Genomic DNA, 18,503 nt, shown 5'->3' with positions numbered 1-18,503 from the left:
GCCGCGTCGGTAACTTTCAGGAAAGTGGACCTGTAAACAAAGGGGATCGAATTGATGGCGAACCCGGAGACCGCGTCCGGTGATCTGGCCGAGCCCTACCTCGGCGGCCTGCTCACCTCCCTCGGACTGGACCTCTACTACCACCGAGCGCAGAAGGACACGCTGTACCACTACGACACGGAGTCCCAAGAGGTACCGGTACTGGACTTCGTCGGCGGTTACGGGTCGACCATCCTCGGCCACAACCATCCGGAACTGATCGACTACGCCAAGCAACTACTGGACCGCGGAACCGCGATTCACGCACAGTTCTCGAAACATCCGTATGCCAACGACCTGGCGCAGAACATCAACTCCATCATTCGCCGCGAATTCGCCACGGCGGACGAATACTCTGCGATATTCTCGAACAGCGGCGCAGAGGCCGTTGAAATCGCGGTTAAGCACGCGGAAATGGACAGGGTCGGCAAGGCGGCAGAACTCCTTGAAAGCATCGCCGAAAACCGCGCCACGGCGCGCTCCGCGGTCGCCGACGGCGCACGTTTCGCACTCGACGGCCCGTACAGCCGGCTGGCGTCCGCGACCGGCCTGCCACAGGACGCCACCTCGGACCAGGTCATCGCCGAGGCGGAACGCGTCAACGAGGAGCGTGCCGCGGCTCCGCCGGTACTGCTCGCCCTGGAGGGGTCGTTCCACGGCAAGCTGATCGGCAGTGTGCAGCTCACCCACAACGCCGGTTTCCGGACTCCGTTCACATCGTTGGCGGCACAATGCCGGTTCCTGCCGATGGACGACACCGACTCTCTGGTGAAAGCCGTCGAAAACGAGCGCACGGTGGTGTTCGACCTCGTCGTCGACGGCCGCACGGTGCGCGTCGTCGAGCGCGACCTGCCCGCCATCGCGGCGCTGATCATCGAGCCGGTCCAGGGCGAGGCCGGGATCAGGCCGCTCGGCCAGGAGACCGCGCAGCGCGTCCGGCAGGTGTGTACGGCGGTCGGTTGCCCGATCATCATCGACGAAGTGCAAAGCGGGATGGGCCGTACCGGCACCTTTTTCGCGAGCTCGCAGCTGGGCCTGCGGGGGGACTACTACACGTTGGCCAAGAGCCTCGGGGGCGGAATCACCAAAGCGGCGATGACGCTGATCGGCAAGGCGCGCTACCGGGACGAGTTCGAGCTGGTGCACAGCTCGACCTTCGCCAAGGACGCCTACTCCACGCTGATCGCCCACCGGACCGTGGAGCTGTTGGAAGCCGATGACGGTGCCGCCTACCGGCTGGCCGGCGAGCGCGGCGAGCGGCTGCTCGCCATGTTGCGCCGGCTCCACGAAGACTTTCCCTCGGTGATCGCCGATGTGCGCGGAATCGGGCTGATGGCCGGCATCGAGTTTCGCGACCAGTCCGATTCGCCTTCCGGATTCATCGCCGAACAGGCCCGCGGCGGGCTGCTCGGATATGTGCTGGCCGGGTACCTGCTCCGTGAGTACCGGCTCCGGGTCCTTCCCACCGCCAGCGCGACGAACACACTCCGGCTCGAACCGTCCATATACATCACCGACGACGAGATCGACCTGTTGAGGACCGGAGTGCGCGGTCTGGCGACGGCTCTGCGCGACAACGACGAAACCGCGCTCCTGCCCTGAGGGCTCGCCGGTTGCCGGCAACCGGAGCGATGCCACCGAACCCGCCACACGACACACCGGGTCGTCCCGCTTCACGACTGTCTCCAATGAGGAAGAGAACCGCCCTTATGTCGACAAGCTCAGACAGTTACGACACGAACGCAGTGGCCATCGTGGGATTGTCGTGCCGGTTGCCCGGCGCTGATGGCATCAGCGAACTGTGGAACCTGGTGAGCAGTGGCCAGGACGCGATCACCGAGGTGCCCGAAACGCGGTCGGGCACCATCCGGCTGGAGGCGGGCGCGCGGTTCGGTGCCTTCCTGGACGAGGTCGCGGACTTCGACGCCGGTTTCTTCGGCGTTTCGGCCCGGGAAGCCGCTGCGATGGACCCGCAGCAGCGACTCGTCCTCGAGCAGACCTGGGCTGCGCTCGAAGACGCCGGGATCATCCCCGGAGAGCTGGCGGGAACGAGCACGTCGGTGTTCGTCGGTTCACTCCGGGACGATTACACACACCTGGTCATGGGCGGCGGTGACCCCGTGATCACCCAGCACACCAACACGGGTACGCATCGGGCGATCATCGCCAACCGGGTCTCCTATGCCCTGGATCTGCGGGGGCCCAGCGCCGTCGTGGACACGGCTCAGTCATCGTCGCTGGTCGCCGTGCACTGTGCGGCGCAGAGTGTGCGCTCGGGCGAGTCACCCGTCGCCATCGCCGCCGGGGTGAACCTGAACCTCCTCGCCGAAGGCGCGCTGGGGGCGCAGCGGTTCGGCGGACTGTCCTCGGACGGTCGCAGCTACGTCTTCGACGCGCGCGCCAACGGATACGTCCGAGGCGAGGGAGCCGTGGTCGCCGTCCTCAAACCGCTATCGGCCGCACTGGCCGACGGAGACGACATCTACGCCGTCATCCGGGGCAGTGCGACCAACAACGACGGAGCGACCACCGGTCTGACGGTTCCGAGTGCGGAGGCACAACAGCGGGTCGTGCGATCGGCGCTGCGCCGGGCCGACCTCTCTCCGCACGAGGTGCAGTACGTCGAGCTGCACGGAACCGGCACCCCGGTCGGCGATCCGATCGAAGCGGCGGCGCTGGGCGCCGTATTCGAAGGACGGCCTTCCGACGACCCGCTCATCGTGGGTTCGGTCAAGACCAACGTCGGCCATCTCGAAGGAGCCGCCGGCATCACCGGGCTGCTGAAGGCCGCCCTCAGCATCCGGCATCAGCGGCTTCCCGCGAGCCTGAACTTCGAGAGCCCCAATCCGGCGATCGCGCTGGACGAGCTCGGCCTTCGGGTCGCGACGGGCCTCACGGCCTGGCCGCATCCGGAGCGCCCGCTCGTGGCCGGTGTGTCGTCATTCGGTATGGGTGGCACGAACGCTCACGTGATCGTCGCCGAGCCCCCGGCCCGCAACCGCCCTGCTCCCGCACCCGATGACCGGCTCGTACCCGTCCCGGTCTCCGCCACGACCCCGGGCGCGCTGCGAGCGCACGCGAGGCTGCTGCGTGACGCCGGCCTGGCCCCGCACGATCTCGGATTCTCCCTGGCGACCACCAGAACAGCGTTCCGGCACCGGGCTGTCGTTCTCGCTTCCGACGACGACGAATTGCGTTCGGGGCTTGACGCTATCGCCGGCGGTATCCCCGCTCCCAACGTGATCTCCGCGGACGACCGCACGCCGGAGTGCGAAGAAGCGGACGAGACGACCGCCGAGCTGATGCGGATGGCCGACGAGTACGTCGGGGGCGCGGACGTCGACTGGGCCGCCGTCTACGAAGACACCCGGGCGCATCGGGTACGGCTGCCGGTCTATCCTTTCCAGCGCGAGCGGTACTGGACAGGCGAGACCCGCACGCCTTCTCCCCACGCCGCGACGCACGAAACCGCCGACCCGGCCACCGTCGTCATGGCCGCGATCTCCGCGACGCTCGGCGTGGCCGACCCCGATTCGGTCGAACCGGACCTCAACTTCCGCGACCTCGGGTTCTCCTCGATGATGACCGTCGAGCTGATCGACAACCTCGCGGCCGCTACCGGTCGCACGCTGGCCGGCGGATTATTGTTCGACTACCCGACACCGCGCGAGCTGATCGCGTATTTCGTCGAATCCGGAATCGAACCCGCTCACACGCCCGCGTTCATCCCCACCGGCGGCACAGGGTCCGACCATGACGCGATCGCGGTCGTTGGAATGGCCTGCCGCCTCCCGGGCGGCATCGACTCACCCGACGACCTCTGGCGTGCGCTCATCGACGAGCGGGATGTCATAGGCGCCTTCCCCGCCGACCGGGGCTGGCAGCCCGGTGAGGGCTACTCGCGGATCGGCGGCTTCCTGCAGACCGCGGCCGAGTTCGACGCCGGGTTCTTCGGCATTTCGCCGCGCGAAGCACTGGCCATGGACCCGCAGCAGCGGCTACTGCTACAGACGTCGTGGGAAGCCCTGGAACGGGCCGGGATCGATCCCACGTCCCTCCACGGCAGCCGCACCGGTGTGTTCGTCGGTGGCACCGCTTCCGACTACGGCCCGCGGATGCACGAGGCCGGCGACGACGTCAAGGGCTACGTGCTCACCGGCACCACCCCGAGTGTCCTGTCGGGCCGGATCGCCTACCAGCTCGGACTCATCGGCCCCACGATGACCGTGGACACGGCGTGCTCGTCGTCCCTGGTCGCGTTGCACGTGGCCGTACGCGCGCTACGGGCCGGTGAGGCGACCATGGCGCTCGCCGGCGGCGCCGCGGTCATGGCCACCCCCGGTATGTTCGAGGAATTCTCCAGGCAGCAGGGGTTGGCCACCGACGGTCGGTGCAAGCCGTTCTCCGCAGACGCCGACGGCACCGGCTGGGCCGAAGGCGTGGGCATGCTCGCGTTGGAGCGCCTGTCCGATGCGCGGCGCAACGGACATCCCGTTCTGGCGATCGTCCGAGGGACGGCCGTCAACTCGGACGGAGCGTCCAACGGCCTGACCGCACCCAGCGGTCTGTCCCAACAGCGGTTGATCTCCGCCTCACTGGCCGACGCCGGGCTGACCGCCTCCGAAGTCGACATGCTGGAAGCCCACGGCACCGGCACATCACTCGGTGATCCGATCGAGGCGGAGGCCGTGCTCGCCGCCTACGGCAATGACCGCGACACGCCGTTCTATCTCGGTTCCTTGAAATCGAACATCGGCCACGCACAGGCGGCTGCGGGTGTCGCGGGCGTGATCAAGGCCATCCAGGCCATGCGGCACGGAGTACTGCCGAGGACGCTGCACGCCGACGTTCCCACGCCTCGAGTGGACTGGGCGTCGAGCCGGGTCGAAGTGCTCTCGCAGGCCAGGGAGTGGGAGCGTACCGGACGACCGAGGCGTGCCGGAGTGTCGTCCTTCGGTATCAGCGGCACCAACGCCCACGTCGTCCTGGAAGAGGGGGAAGCCTCCAAGAACGCCGTCGTGTTCACCGGCCAGGGTGCCCAACGGTCCGGTATGGGACGGGGCCTGTACGAACACCACCCGGAGTTCGCGCGTGCCCTCGACGAAGTGTGCGCCGCGTTCGTCCCGCACCTCGACCGGCCGTTGAAGGAGCTGATGTTCAACGGCGGCGACGAACTCCACCAGACCCGCTACACGCAGCCCGCCCTGTTCGCTTTCGAAGTGGCCCTGACCGAGCTGGCCATGGCACACGGTCTCTCCCCCGACCTGCTCACCGGGCATTCCATCGGCGAGCTGGCTGCGGCGTATGTCGCGGGTGTCTTCTCACTCGCCGACGCGGCGAAGCTGGTGGCCGCGCGGGGCGCGCTCATGCAGCAGGCGCGTTCGGGCGGCGTGATGATCGCTCTGGAGGCGACGGAAGCAGAGGTCACCGACGGTCTGGTCGACGGTGTCGTGGTGGCGTCGGTGAACGGTCCGACGTCCGTCGTCATCGCGGGCGACGCCGACAAGGCCGCGGCCGTCGCCGGGCGATGGCGTGACCTCGGGCGCCGCGTCAGCCGACTGACCGTCAGCCACGCCTTCCACTCCCCGCACATGGACGACGTCCTCGACCGATTCCGGGCTGTGGCGGAGTCCGTCGAGTACCGGCCGCCGCGCATCCCGGTGGTCTCGACGGTGACAGGACAGCCGCTGCCGTCCGACGTCACCGGTTACGCTGAGCACTGGGTCCGCCAGATCCGGAACACGGTGCGGTTCCACGACGCCGTGACGACTCTGCGCGACCAGGGCGCCTCGGTGTTCGTCGAGGTCGGCCCCTCGGCCGCGTTGGCCCCGCTGATCCGTTCCGCGGGAGTCGCCCGGGTGATACCGCTCGGCAGGTCCTCTGGCACCGAGCGGGACGTATTCGCCGCCGGCATGGCCCGGGTCGCGGGTGAGGAGCCATCAACCGCCTTCCGGAGGGACCGGTACTGGCTTTCGCCCCGGTCCGCGCGCGGCGCCTTCGGGCATCCCATCCTGGATTCGGTGGTCGAGGCGGTCGACCGCGACGAGGTCGTGCTGGCGGGCACCGTCTCCCTGGCGAACCATCCGTGGCTGGCCGGCCACGTGATCAACGGTTCGACGCTGCTGCCCGGAACGGCGTTCCTGGAGCTCGCCCTGTATTCCGGCCGACGGGTCGGTCTCCCGGACGTGGCCGAACTGACCCTGGAGAGCCCGCTCGTCGTTCCCGAGAACGAAACGTTGCAGGTACAGGTGTCCGTGCGCGGTGGGGAGCTGACCATCCACTCCCGCCGGGACGGCGAACGGGCATGGACCCGGCATGCGTCCGGGATCCTCGCTGAACCCGCGCACCCGGCGACCACCGCCCAACCGCCGGAATGGCCCGGCCAAGGAACCCCGGCACCGACGGAGGACGCCTACCCGAGGCTCGCCGACCGCGGGTACGACTACACCGGGATGTTCCAAGGCCTGCGATCGGTCGTCTTGGACGATGACACCGCATACGCCGAGGTAGGCATCCCCCAGGGGTATACCGGCTCGGAGGCGGGGTTCCTGCTGCATCCCGCGCTGCTCGACGCCGTCCTCCACCCGATCGTGCTCGGCCTGGTCGATGCCGAGGAAGGGCCACGCCTGCCGTTCACGTGGAGCGGCGTGCGTATGCACGGCGACATCACCGCCGGCACGGAGGTCAAGGCGCGGATCACTCCCACCGGCACAGACACCTACGAGCTGCTGCTCACCGACACCATGGGGACCCCGGTGGCCACCGTCGACGGCCTGACGTTCCGAGCGTCGGGCAACGCCGCCGCCGGCGCCACACCTTTGTATGAACTCGCCTGGCAGCCCGTGCGGGGCGATTCCGGTGCGGACGACGCCGCCCTCGTTCCGACGATCATCGAGGTCCCCGAGGCCGGCGACCCGACGACCGCCACCAAACGATGTCTGCACGAGATCCGCGATTGGCTGACCGGCGATCACGACCCGGCGGATCGGCTCGTCCTGGTCACCCGCAACGCGGTGGCCACCGAGGACGGCGAACCGATCGCCCACGCGTCCGCGTCCGCGGTGTGGGGCTTGGTGCGCAGCGCACAGAGCGAACACCCGGACCAGGTCGTCATCGTCGACGCCGACGGATCGACGGACATCGACACGATCACGTCCGCCGTCCGCACCGGTGAGTCGCAGGTCGCGGTACGGAACGGCACATTCCTGGTACCTCGCGTCGTGAAGTCCCCGCCGGCGGCGGACCCGATCGAGACCGGCCTCGGCTGGCGCCGCGACGGCACGATCCTGATCACAGGCGGCACCGGAGGACTCGGCGCGCTGATCGCCCGCCACCTGTACCACGATCACGGTCTCCACAACCTGCTGCTCATCAGCAGACGCGGACCGGCCGCGCCGAGCGCGGCCGGCCTCATGGACGAGTTGCCCGGCGTGCGCATCGTCGCGACCGACGTGACCGACCGGGCCGCAGTGGCCGAGCTGATCGGCGGCCTCCCGGCGGAAACGCCGCTGACCGCGGTGATCCACACCGCGGGAAGCCTTGACGACGCCACGATCACGGCGCTGACCGAGCATCAGGTATCGACCGTCATGGCAGCCAAGGCGGACGCCGCTCGTCACCTCCACGAATTGACCCTGGACGCTGACCTCGGCGCCTTCGTGCTGTTCTCGTCGATCTCCGGTGTGCTGGGCACCACGGGCCAGGCCAACTACGCCGCCGCGAACACGTACCTGGACGCGCTGGCGGCCGATCGCCGTGCCCACGGCCTGGCCGCCACGTCTTTGGCGTGGGGGCTGTGGGAAGAGGGCATGGGCGGATCGATCGGAGAATCGGATGTCCGTCGCTGGGCGCGGAGCGGCATCACACCGCTCACGGCGCAAGAAGGTCTGAACCTGTTCGACCGGGCGGTCACCGCCGACGCGGCAACGCCGGTCCCGGCGGTCTTGTCGCCTTCTCTCCTGGCCGCCGACGAGAATGTTCCCGCGGTGCTCAGCAGGTTCGTCCGCCGTCGACGCGAGCCGGCCGCGCCGGGTACCGCGCCACGCTCGACCCGCACCTTCGACGAGACGCAAGCGGCAGAGCTGGTCCGCACGGCCGCGGCGACCGCACTGGGCTTGTCCGGCCCGAACGCACTCGACATGAACAGAGCGTTCCGCGAACAGGGGTTCGATTCACTGGCCGGAGTCGATCTGCGCAACCGGCTCGTCGCAGCCACCGGCATGCGATTGCCCGCCACGCTGGTGTTCGACCACCCCACACCGCACGCGTTGGCCGCCTATCTGGCCGAAGATGACTCGGACCCTGCGGCCACGGCGCGATCCGCGCCTACCAAGGCACGATCGGACGAACCGATCGCCATCGTCGGCATGGCGTGCCGCTTCCCCGGCGGCGTCCGCTCAGCGGACGACCTGTGGCAGCTGGTACTCGATGGCCGGGACGCGATCTCGGAATTCCCGACCAACCGCGGTTGGGACCTCGAAAACCTCTACCACCCCGAACCGGACAACATCGGCACCAGCTATACCCGGCACGGCGGTTTCCTGCACGACGCGGACCTGTTCGACGCCGACTTCTTCGACATGTCTCCCCGCGAGGCGCTGGCCACCGACCCCCAGCAACGACTGCTGCTGGAGACCGCGTGGGAGACGTTCGAAGACGCCGGAATCGACCCCACCTCCGTGCGCGGCAGCCGTACGGGCGTTTACAGCGGGGTGATGTACGACGACTACGCCGCGCGGCTGAAGTCCACTCCGGACGAGGTCGAGGGCTTCCTGCTGGCGGGCAACACCTCAAGCGTGATCTCGGGACGCGTGGCCTACAGCTTCGGTCTCGAAGGCCCTGCCATCACCGTCGACACCGCGTGCTCCTCATCGCTGGTCGCGCTGCACCTGGCCGCGAACGCGCTGCGCTCGGGGGAAGTGGACATGGCACTGGCCGGCGGCGCGACCGTGATGGCCGGTCCGAGCACCTTCGTCGAGTTCTCACGGCAGAACGGGCTCGCCGCCGACGGGCGGTGCAAATCGTTCTCCGCGGAAGCCGACGGCACGGGATGGTCCGAGGGTGTCGGCCTTCTGTTGGTGGAACGTCTCTCCGACGCCCGGCGCAACGGGCATCGCGTACTGGGGGTGGTTCGCGGCACGGCGGTCAACTCCGACGGCGCCTCCAACGGCCTGACCGCACCGAACGGGCCCGCGCAGGAGCGGGTCATCCGAGCCGCCTTGGACGAGGCGGGTCTGACGGGCTCCGAGGTCGACCTCGTCGAAGCGCACGGAACCGGCACACGACTCGGTGATCCGATCGAAGCCCAGGCACTACTGGCGACCTACGGCCGGGACCGCGACGAGCCGGTGCGCCTGGGATCACTGAAGTCGAACCTCGGCCATGCGCAGGCGGCCGCGGGCGTCGGCGGCGTGATCAAGGCCGTGCAAGCGCTCCGGCACGGGATTCAGCCTCGCACGTTGCACATCGGCGAACCCTCACAGCACGTCGAATGGTCGGAGGGCTCCCTCGAACTGCTCACCGAACAGCGGGACTGGCCAGAGCTCGGCCGGCCCCGGCGAGCGGGGGTATCCGCGTTCGGGATCAGCGGCACCAACGCCCACGTCATCGTCGAACAAGCCGAGGACGCCGCCGCAGCCACCCCGCCCAGCCACGACCCGCCGGTGGTTCCCCTGCTGTTGTCGGCCAGGACCGAACCGGCCCTGCGCGCCCGTGCGCAACAGCTCCGGGCGTATCTGTCCGACCACACGGACCTGGATGTCGTCGCAGCCGCGAGCACGCTGGCCAACGGGCTCGCGCTCCTGGACAGGAGGGCCGTCGTCGTCGGTGCCGATCGCGACACGCTCCTGAGCGGGCTCGACGCCCTGGCAGCGGGTTCTCCCGGCGCGGTGAGCGGCCACGGGGTCGGCGGCGGCACCGTGTTCCTGTTCACAGGTCAGGGTTCACAGCGTGTCGGGATGGGACGCGAGCTCTACGAGCACTCGCCCGTTTACCGCGCGGCCTTCGACGACGTGTGCGAGCACCTGGACCCGTATCTACAGCGCCCCCTGCACGCGGTGGTCCACGCCGAGCCCGGCACCCTGGACGCCGCGCTACTCGACCAGACGACCTACACCCAGGCGGCGTTGTTCGCCCTGGAGGTCGCGCTGTACAGATTCGCGGAGCGGCACGGCGCCATACCGGATTATCTACTCGGCCATTCGGTCGGCGAGGTGACCGCGGCACACGCCTCCGGAGTGCTCACGCTGCCGGATGCGAGTCGTCTGATCGCCGCGCGGGGCTCAGCGATGCAGGCCGCGCGCGACGACGGCGCCATGGCCACCTTGGAGGCATCCGAGCACGAGGTGACCGAGACCCTCGTGCCAGGCGTGGTGATCTCCGGCGTGAACGGCCCGCGAAGCACCGTGGTCTCCGGCGACGAGCCCGCGGTCGCGGCGATGGTCGAGCTGTGGTCGGACCGAGGGAGGCGTACCCGACGGCTGTCGGTCGGTCACGCCTTCCACTCACACCACATGGACGAGGTGCTCGCCGGTTTCCGGGAAGCGCTGGAGGACGTCTCGTTCCACGAGCCCCGTATCCCCATCGTGTCGAACGTGACCGGCGACATCGCCACGACCGACCAGCTGACTTCACCCGACTACTGGGTGTCCCACGTCCGCGAGGCCGTCCGTTTCCTTGACGGGGTACGGACTCTGCGCCTCCGGGGTGCCACCGAGTTCATCGAACTCGGCCCCGACGCCGTACTGACCACACTGGTTTCGCAGACGATCGCCGACGACAACACCGAGGGCACCGACTCCGGCGGTGGGTCCTTGGTGTCGATGCTGCGATCCGGGCGCCGCGACCTCGAGGTCGCCTACAGCGCGCTCGGCGCTCTCCACGTCAGCGGGACGGCCATCGACTGGTCCGTTGTACTGCCGGCAACCGGCCCGGTGCCGCTACCGCGATACCCCTTCCAGCGCCGCCGCTACTGGCTGAGCGAAACTTCCGACGTCCACCCGCTGCTCGGCCCCGCGGTCGAGCTGGTCGACGGCGGCACCGTGTTCTCCGGCGAGATCGGTGCCACCGGTTGGATGGGCGACCACCGCGTCCGCGATGAAGTCATCGTCCCGGCCACGGCGTTCCTCGAGATGGTGTTGCACGCCGGGATGCACACCGGATGTCCGACGGTGGCCGAGTTGACGATCAACGAACCGCTGGTCGTCCCCGACGACGAATCCGTCCGGCTCCAGATCCGTGTCGAGCCGGCGGATTCCGACGGTGCGCGGTCGATCGCGATCCACGCGTGCCCAAGTCATGCGACGAACCCCGAATGGACCCGGCACGCGACCGGCGTGATCACCACCGCGACGCGACCGTCGCCTGAGGACCTAGAGCCGACCGGCACCGAGGTGGACCTGACCGGGGTGTATCAACGGCTCGCCGGGCACCAGTACCACTACGGGCCCGCGTTCCAGGGCCTGCGGTCGGTATCCGTCTCGGGCGACGACCGGTTCGTCGAGGTCGAGCTACCGCCGAGGTTCCGGGAACAAGCGAACCGTTTCGGGCTGCACCCCGCGCTACTCGACGCCGTACTGCACGTGTTGCTGCCGGGCGTGGCCGATCCCGACGCCCACGCCGTCCTGCCGTTCTCGTGGACCGGAGTCACCCGCCACGCGACCGGAGCGGAAGCGGTGCGGGCACGGGTCTCGGCGCATGGGCATTCGGCGAATCTCGCCGTCTTCGACCGTGCCGGGCGAGCCGTGTTGACGGTGGACGAGTTGGCCCTGCTGCCGCTCGGCGCCGCCCGATCGCCCCAGGGGATCCATGCGGTGGTCTGGCGGGACGCCACGGCTCCCGACAGCGCGTTGGAGCCCGCGATCGCGCACCGGGTGGCCGCGGCGGCCGAACCGTCCGTCCCGGAGGCAGCGCGAAGGTCGGCCCAGGCGGTCCTCGATGAGATCCGCACGGTCGTGGACGAGGACGACGGCACCCGCCACGCATTCATCATCGCTCCGGACCCGGTGAACGCGACCGTCCGCGGGTTGATCCGCAGTGCCCAAGCCGAGTACCCGGATCGGTTCGTCTTGGTCGAGGCCGATGCGTCCGCGACGGACGACCTGGTGCGGTCCGCTCTGCGGACCCCGGAGCAGGAGTTGGCCATCCGGGACGGTCGGCTACGCACACCGCGCTTGGTGCGCCACACCGGGTCCGGTGAACCGGCCACGGGCTTCGGAAGCGGCCCGGTCCTGATCACCGGCGCGACGGGCGCCCTCGGTGCGGTCCTCGCACGACACCTGGTCACCGCGCACGGGGTCCGCGAACTCGTGTTGCTGAGCCGCCGCGGAGCGGACGCACCCGGCGCCGACGACCTGCGGGACGGACTGACCGAACTGGGCGCCACCGTGACGCTCGTGGCCGCCGACGCGACCGACCGCGCGTCGCTGGCCGCGGTGTTCGCCGAACACGACCCCACGGCCGTCGTGCACACAGCGGGTGTAGCGGCCGACTCGACGCTGGCGGCGCTCACGGACGAGCGGCTCGACGCGGTCCTGCGGCCCAAGGTGGACGCCGCATGGCACTTGCACGAGCTCGCCGGAGACCGACCGCTGATTCTGTATTCGTCCGTCGCCGGCATGCTGGGCACCGCGGGCCAGGCGAACTACGCGGCCGCCAACACGTTCCTCGACGCGTTGGCCGAGCACCGCCGGACGCAGGGCCTACCCGCGGTCTCCCTGGCCTGGGGGCTGTGGACGGAGTCCAGCACCATCTCCGGACAGTTGACAGACTCCGACATCCGACGACTCGCTCGTTTGGGCCTGCATCCGCTGGAAACGGCAGAAGCCCTTGAGCTGTTCGACGCCGCGATCGGCCTGGGTGGGGACTCCGCTCTCGCGACGGTGGCGCTCACCCGCTTCGACCGCACCGCTCTGCGCGGCCGCGTCGACCTGCCGGGAATGCTGCGCGACCTGGCGGGCCCGACGGGTCCCGGGGCCGCGACGCCGGAGAAGGAACCGGCGTCGTCCGAGGACCGCCCGGTCCTGGACGCCTCCGTCGTGCCGGACACGGTGCGCGAGTACGTGGCCGCGGTGCTGGGCCACGCCGACCCGGCGGAGGTCGACGTCGACCGCTCCTTCAGCGAGCTCGGTTTCGACTCGCTCACAGCTGTCGAGCTGCGGAACCGACTCAACGCGGCGACAGGGCAACGGCTGCCGGCCACCGTGGTGTTCGACCACCCGACTCCGGCCGTGCTGACCGACCACATCAGATCGCTGATCGCAGCCGACGAGAAGCCGGACACCGGCGACCGGCAGGGGCGCACGGCGACCGCCGCCGGAGACGACGAGCCGATCGCGATCGTCGGTATGGCCTGCCGGTACCCGGGTGGTGTCGCCTCACCGCAGGACCTGTGGCGGCTCGTCGCCGAGGAGCGGGACGCCACGTCGGAGTATCCCGTGAACCGAGGCTGGCCCGACGACCTGTACAACCCGGACCCGGACCATCCGGGTACGTCGACCACCGACCGGGGCGGCTTCCTGCACGACGCCGACAAGTTCGACGCGGAGTTCTTCGGCCTCGCGCCACGAGAGGCCCTGGCCATGGACCCCCAACAGCGGCATTTGTTGGAGACCACGTGGGAGGCCCTCGAGAACGCCGCACTGGAGCCGGAGAAACTCCGCGGCAGCCGAACCGGTGTGTACGTCGGCGTCATGTACAGCGACTACGGTTCCCGCCCCGACCTGCCGCCGGACGGGGTCCAGGGCTATCTGTACAGCGGCAGTGCCGGCAGCATCGCCTCGGGACGGCTCGCCTACACCTTCGGTTTCGAAGGGCCCACCCTAACGGTCGACACCGCGTGCTCGTCCTCGCTGGTCGCGATGCACCTGGCAGCGGGTGCGGTGCGTCGTGGTGAATGTGACCTGGCCGTGGCAAGCGGCGCGACAGTGATGGCGACCCCCACGCCCTTCGTGGAGTTCTCCCGCCTGCGCGGCCTGTCCGCCGACGGTCGGTGCAAATCGTTCTCCGACGACGCCGACGGCACCGGCTGGTCCGAAGGCGTCGGTGTGCTGCTTCTCGAGAGGTTGTCGGACGCCGAACGCAACGGACACCGGGTGCTCGCGGTCCTGCGCGGCACGGCGGTCAACTCCGACGGCGCGTCCAACGGCCTGACCGCACCGAACGGTCTGGCGCAGGAGCGGGTGATCCGCACAGCGCTCGACGACGCCGGCCTGACTCCGTCCGACATCGACCTGGTCGAGGCGCACGGCACCGGCACCCGGCTCGGCGACCCGATCGAAGCGCAGGCGGTGATCGCCGCCTACGGCACCGACCGGGACGATCCGGTACTGATGGGCTCGCTGAAGTCGAACATCGGGCACGCCCAAGCGGCGTCCGGCGTCGGCGGCGTCATCAAGGTGATCCAAGCGATGCGGCACGAGGTGGCTCCGGCCACGATCAACGTAGGAACGCCGTCACGCCACGTCGATTGGGACGACGGCAAGGTCGAGCTACTCACCGACGCACGCCCGTGGAAGCGCGGAGCACGCCCGCGGCGGGCCGGTGTGTCGTCGTTCGGCTTCGGTGGCACCAACGCACACGTGATCATCGAGGAATTCGGCCGGCCCGAGTCCACCGTGCCCGACGAACCGCGCGCGGTGCCGTGGGTGCTTTCCGCCCGTACCCCCGAGGCCCTGGACGATCAGATCGCCCGGATCGCCGACATGTCCACGGTCGACGAATCGTTCACCCTCGCTACCCGCAGTGCGATGCCATACCGGGTCGCGGCGACCAGCTCCGGCGCCTTGGCGCACGCGTCCCCCGCTCGAACGGTGGACGGTGGTCTGGCGTTCATGTTCACCGGACAAGGCTCGCAGCGCGTAGGTATGGGCGGGGAACTCGGGGCCGCATACCCGTCGTTCACTGAAGCGTTCAACGAAGTCACCACGCAGTTCGACCCCTCTCTGCGAGCACGGATCGACGACGCGCTCGCCACCGGCGACGGCCTGCACGAAACCGGTACCGCCCAGCCGGCACTGTTCGCCTTCGAGGTCGCCTTGTACCGGCTCCTGGAATCCTGGGGCGTCCGGCCGGATGTGGTGCTCGGCCATTCGATCGGCGAGCTGGCCGCGGCGCACATCGCCGAGGTGCTGTCCCTGCCGGACGCAGCCCGCCTCGTCGCCGCCCGCGGCCGTCTGATGCAGGAGCTGCCGCGCGGCGGCGCCATGGTCGCGGTCGAAGCGCCCCTGACGGCGCTCGACGGGAGAGACCTTCCTGCCGGGGTAGCGGTCGCCGCCGTGAACGGACCGGCCTCGATCGTGCTGTCCGGTGACGAACAAGTGCTGCTGCCGTTCGTTGAGACCGAGTTCGCCGAGCGGGGAATACGCACCAAACGGCTCCCGGTCAGCCACGCGTTCCACTCTCCGTTGATGGAACCGATGCTCGACGGCTTCCGCGCCGTCGCATCGGAACTGACCTACAGCTCTCCCACGATCCCCGCGATCTCGACTGTGACGGGCGACCGTGCCGACGGCTGGGCCGATCCGGAGTACTGGGTCGACCAGGTCCGCTCGACCGTCCGCTTCCACGACGCGATACGGCACGCCTACACCGAGGGCGTACGCACCGCCCTGGAAATCGGGCCCGACGCCGTCCTCACCGGCATGATCGCGGCGGGGTTCCCCAAAGACGCGGAGGACCCACCCGTCGGCATACCGCTCCTGCGCGCGCGCAAGCCCGAGGACGAAACCGTCGCGTCCGCGCTCGGTGCGCTGTTCGTCCGGGGCGTCGAGATCGACTGGCGCACGGTCTTTCCCGGAGCCCGGGCGGTCGACGCCCCGACGTACCCGTTTCAACGCAAGCGGTTCTGGCTGTCGCCGACCGGAGGTCGGGCCGGGCTCTCAGGCGCGGGTCTACGCGCGTCCGAGCACCCGCTCCTCAGCACCGTGGTCGACATCGCCGACGGTGACGGCCGCACGGTCTCGACCGGTGAGCTGTCGCTCTCGTCCCACCCCTGGCTCGCGGATCACCGCATCGGCGGCAACGTGCTCGTGCCGGGAACGGCGTTGGTCGAGCTGATCGCGTCGAGCGGCGACCTGTCCCAGCTGACCTTGGTCGAACCCGTCGTGATCCCGGAGGCAGGTGCCCTCACTTTCCAGATGATCGTCGACGGTCACGACGTCACCGTCTTCTCCCGCCCCGCCGGGACCAACGCCGCGCCCTGGACGAAGAACGCGGTCGGGACACTCTCCGCGGTCGACCGTCCGACCTCCACGGCCACCGATCAGTGGCCGGACGGCCTCGCCGAGGTCGACCTCGGCGAGTTGTACGAGCGCGTCGCAGTACACGGATACGAGTACGGCCCTGCGTTCCGAGGGCTGCGGCGGTTGTGGCGGGCAGGAACGGAGCTCTTCGTCGAGGCCGAGGTACCCGGGTTGGACACCTCGGACAGCGCGTTCGCCGTACACCCCGCGCTCCTCGACTCGGTCCTGCACGCCCTCCTTCCCGGAGCCGCGGACGATCGCGAGCCGACCCTGCCGTTCTCGTGGACGGGAGTTCGCTTCCTCGCGGCGGCCGGGGAGGTCCTTCGTGCACGGATCACGCCGGTCGGTTCGAACACGGTGCGGCTCGTGCTGACCGATGAGGACGACACGATCGTGGCGGAGGTCGACGAACTGGTGCTGCGCCCGGTCGGGGCCGTGTCCCCGACCGAGGCCCGTCCGGGGAAGAAGCTGCTGTACCGGCCCGTGTGGCGCACACTCCGGCCGGGTGGAAACGGCGCCGAGTACGACGTAGTGCCGGCCGAGCCGGGAACGGGCGATCTGCCGGCACGCGCTCGGCAGGCCGTGCATCACATGCTCGGGGTGCTTCGCGATCACCTGGCCGGGGAAGCCCGGGTCAAGCTCGCGGTAGTGATCGGCTCCGATCTGGCGCACGCCGGTGTCCGTGGCCTTGTGCTCAGCGCGGCGACCGAACACCCCGGTAGGTTCCTACTCGTCGACCATCCGGATTGGGACGGCACCGAGGATGTCCGGCAACCGGTCGAGCAACTGCTGGCCGGCACCGATCCGGGTGATGAGCCCCAGATCCGGATCGCCGACGACGGGATCGCGGTACCCCGGCTGGTCCGCGACGAACGCCCGGCTGCCACCGAACCGGCGGCTCCGGTTCCGTGGAGCGACGGCCCCGTACTGATCACCGGTGCGTCCGGCGCACTGGGCGCCGCTCTGGCCGACCACCTGGTCCGTCGGCACGGTGCGCGGTCGCTGGTGCTGGCGAGCCGCAGCGGAACCGCCGCCGACATCGACGGCGCCGACGTCATCGCTGCGCAGTGCGACGTCACCGACCGCGACGCGCTCACCCGGCTTGTGGAACGCCATCAACCGGTCGTCTTCGTCCATGCGGCGGGCGTTGTGGCCGACGGCACGGTGGAGCGGCTCACCGAAGCACAGGTCGACACGGTCCTGCGGCCCAAGATCGACGCGGCCTGGCACCTGCACGAGCTGGCGGGCGACACACCGCTGGTCCTGTACTCGTCGATCGCCGGTGTGCTGGGTTCGGCGGGACAGGCGAACTACGCGGCCGGGAACACGTTCATGGACGCCCTTGCCGAATACCGGCACGGCCTCGGTCTCCCCGCGCTCTCACTGGCCTGGGGCCTGTGGGAGTCCGGTATGGGCGAAGAACTGTCGGCCGCCGACGAGCGGCGCATCCACCGGATGGGACTCCAGTCCATAGCGACGGACGAGGCTCTGGACGCCTTCGACACCGCGGCCGAAGGTTCGGAACCCGTGATCGTGGTGACGGCGGTCGATCAAACCGTCCTGTCGTCGAGTCAGAGCCTTCCGGCTCCGCTACGGGATCTGGCGCCGCGCCGCCGGCGGCTCGCGGCCCGCGGCGACCGTCCGGCCGCTCAACGGGCCGATACCGGCATCCGCTGGGATCAGCCGAACACCGTGCTGGATCTGGTCCGGCACGAACTCGCGAAATCGCTGGGACACGACGACCCGTCCGCGATCTCCTCGGGAACCCCGTTCAGTGAGCTCGGCATCGACTCACTTTCCGCGGTCGAACTCCGTGACCGGCTCGCCGAACTCACGGGTGAGCGGTTGCCGACGACCCTGGTGTTCGATCACCCGAACCTGTCGGCCCTGGCCGAGGCTCTCAGAAGCACCATGGCGACCACGTACATCGCGCCGCTCATCGACCAGCTCGAATCGCTCATCCGCGATGAACGGCTCGACAGGGAAGCGGTGGGGCGCCTGCGCAGCCTGCTTGACGGCGAACCGGAGGCCGGGCCCGGCAGAAAGAACGTGGATGACGCGAGCGATGACGAGCTGTTCGCCTTGGTCGATGAACTCGACTAACCGCGTCAGGGCGACGTGGAAAGCGGGGAGGGCTCCGACTGCCCATCGTTGGAAAACGAAGAGGACGGCTTTCAGCGAAAACTCCTGCGATCCTTTCGCTCCCGAGTATATTTCTGATTCTCC

2 protein-coding genes are annotated in these 18,503 nt (G+C 69.3%); both read left to right on the top strand.

The features are described 5' to 3' along the window. The first annotated feature begins 54 nt into the window (after nucleotides 1-54). Nucleotides 55-1,641, top strand: a complete 1,587-nt coding sequence (locus ACWGSK_RS09025; RefSeq protein WP_452455586.1) for an aspartate aminotransferase family protein — start codon at nucleotides 55-57, stop codon at nucleotides 1,639-1,641. 29 nt (nucleotides 1,642-1,670) lie between these two features. After that, the gene (locus ACWGSK_RS09020) at nucleotides 1,671-18,380 is read left to right on the top strand and encodes an SDR family NAD(P)-dependent oxidoreductase (RefSeq protein WP_452455585.1); all 16,710 of its coding nucleotides are present in this window, start codon (nucleotides 1,671-1,673) and stop codon (nucleotides 18,378-18,380) included. The last annotated feature ends 123 nt before the right edge of the window (nucleotides 18,381-18,503 follow it).

This window comes from Nocardiopsis sp. NPDC055551 (assembly GCF_053619415.1).
This window is presented reverse-complemented; position numbering and strand designations above follow the sequence as displayed.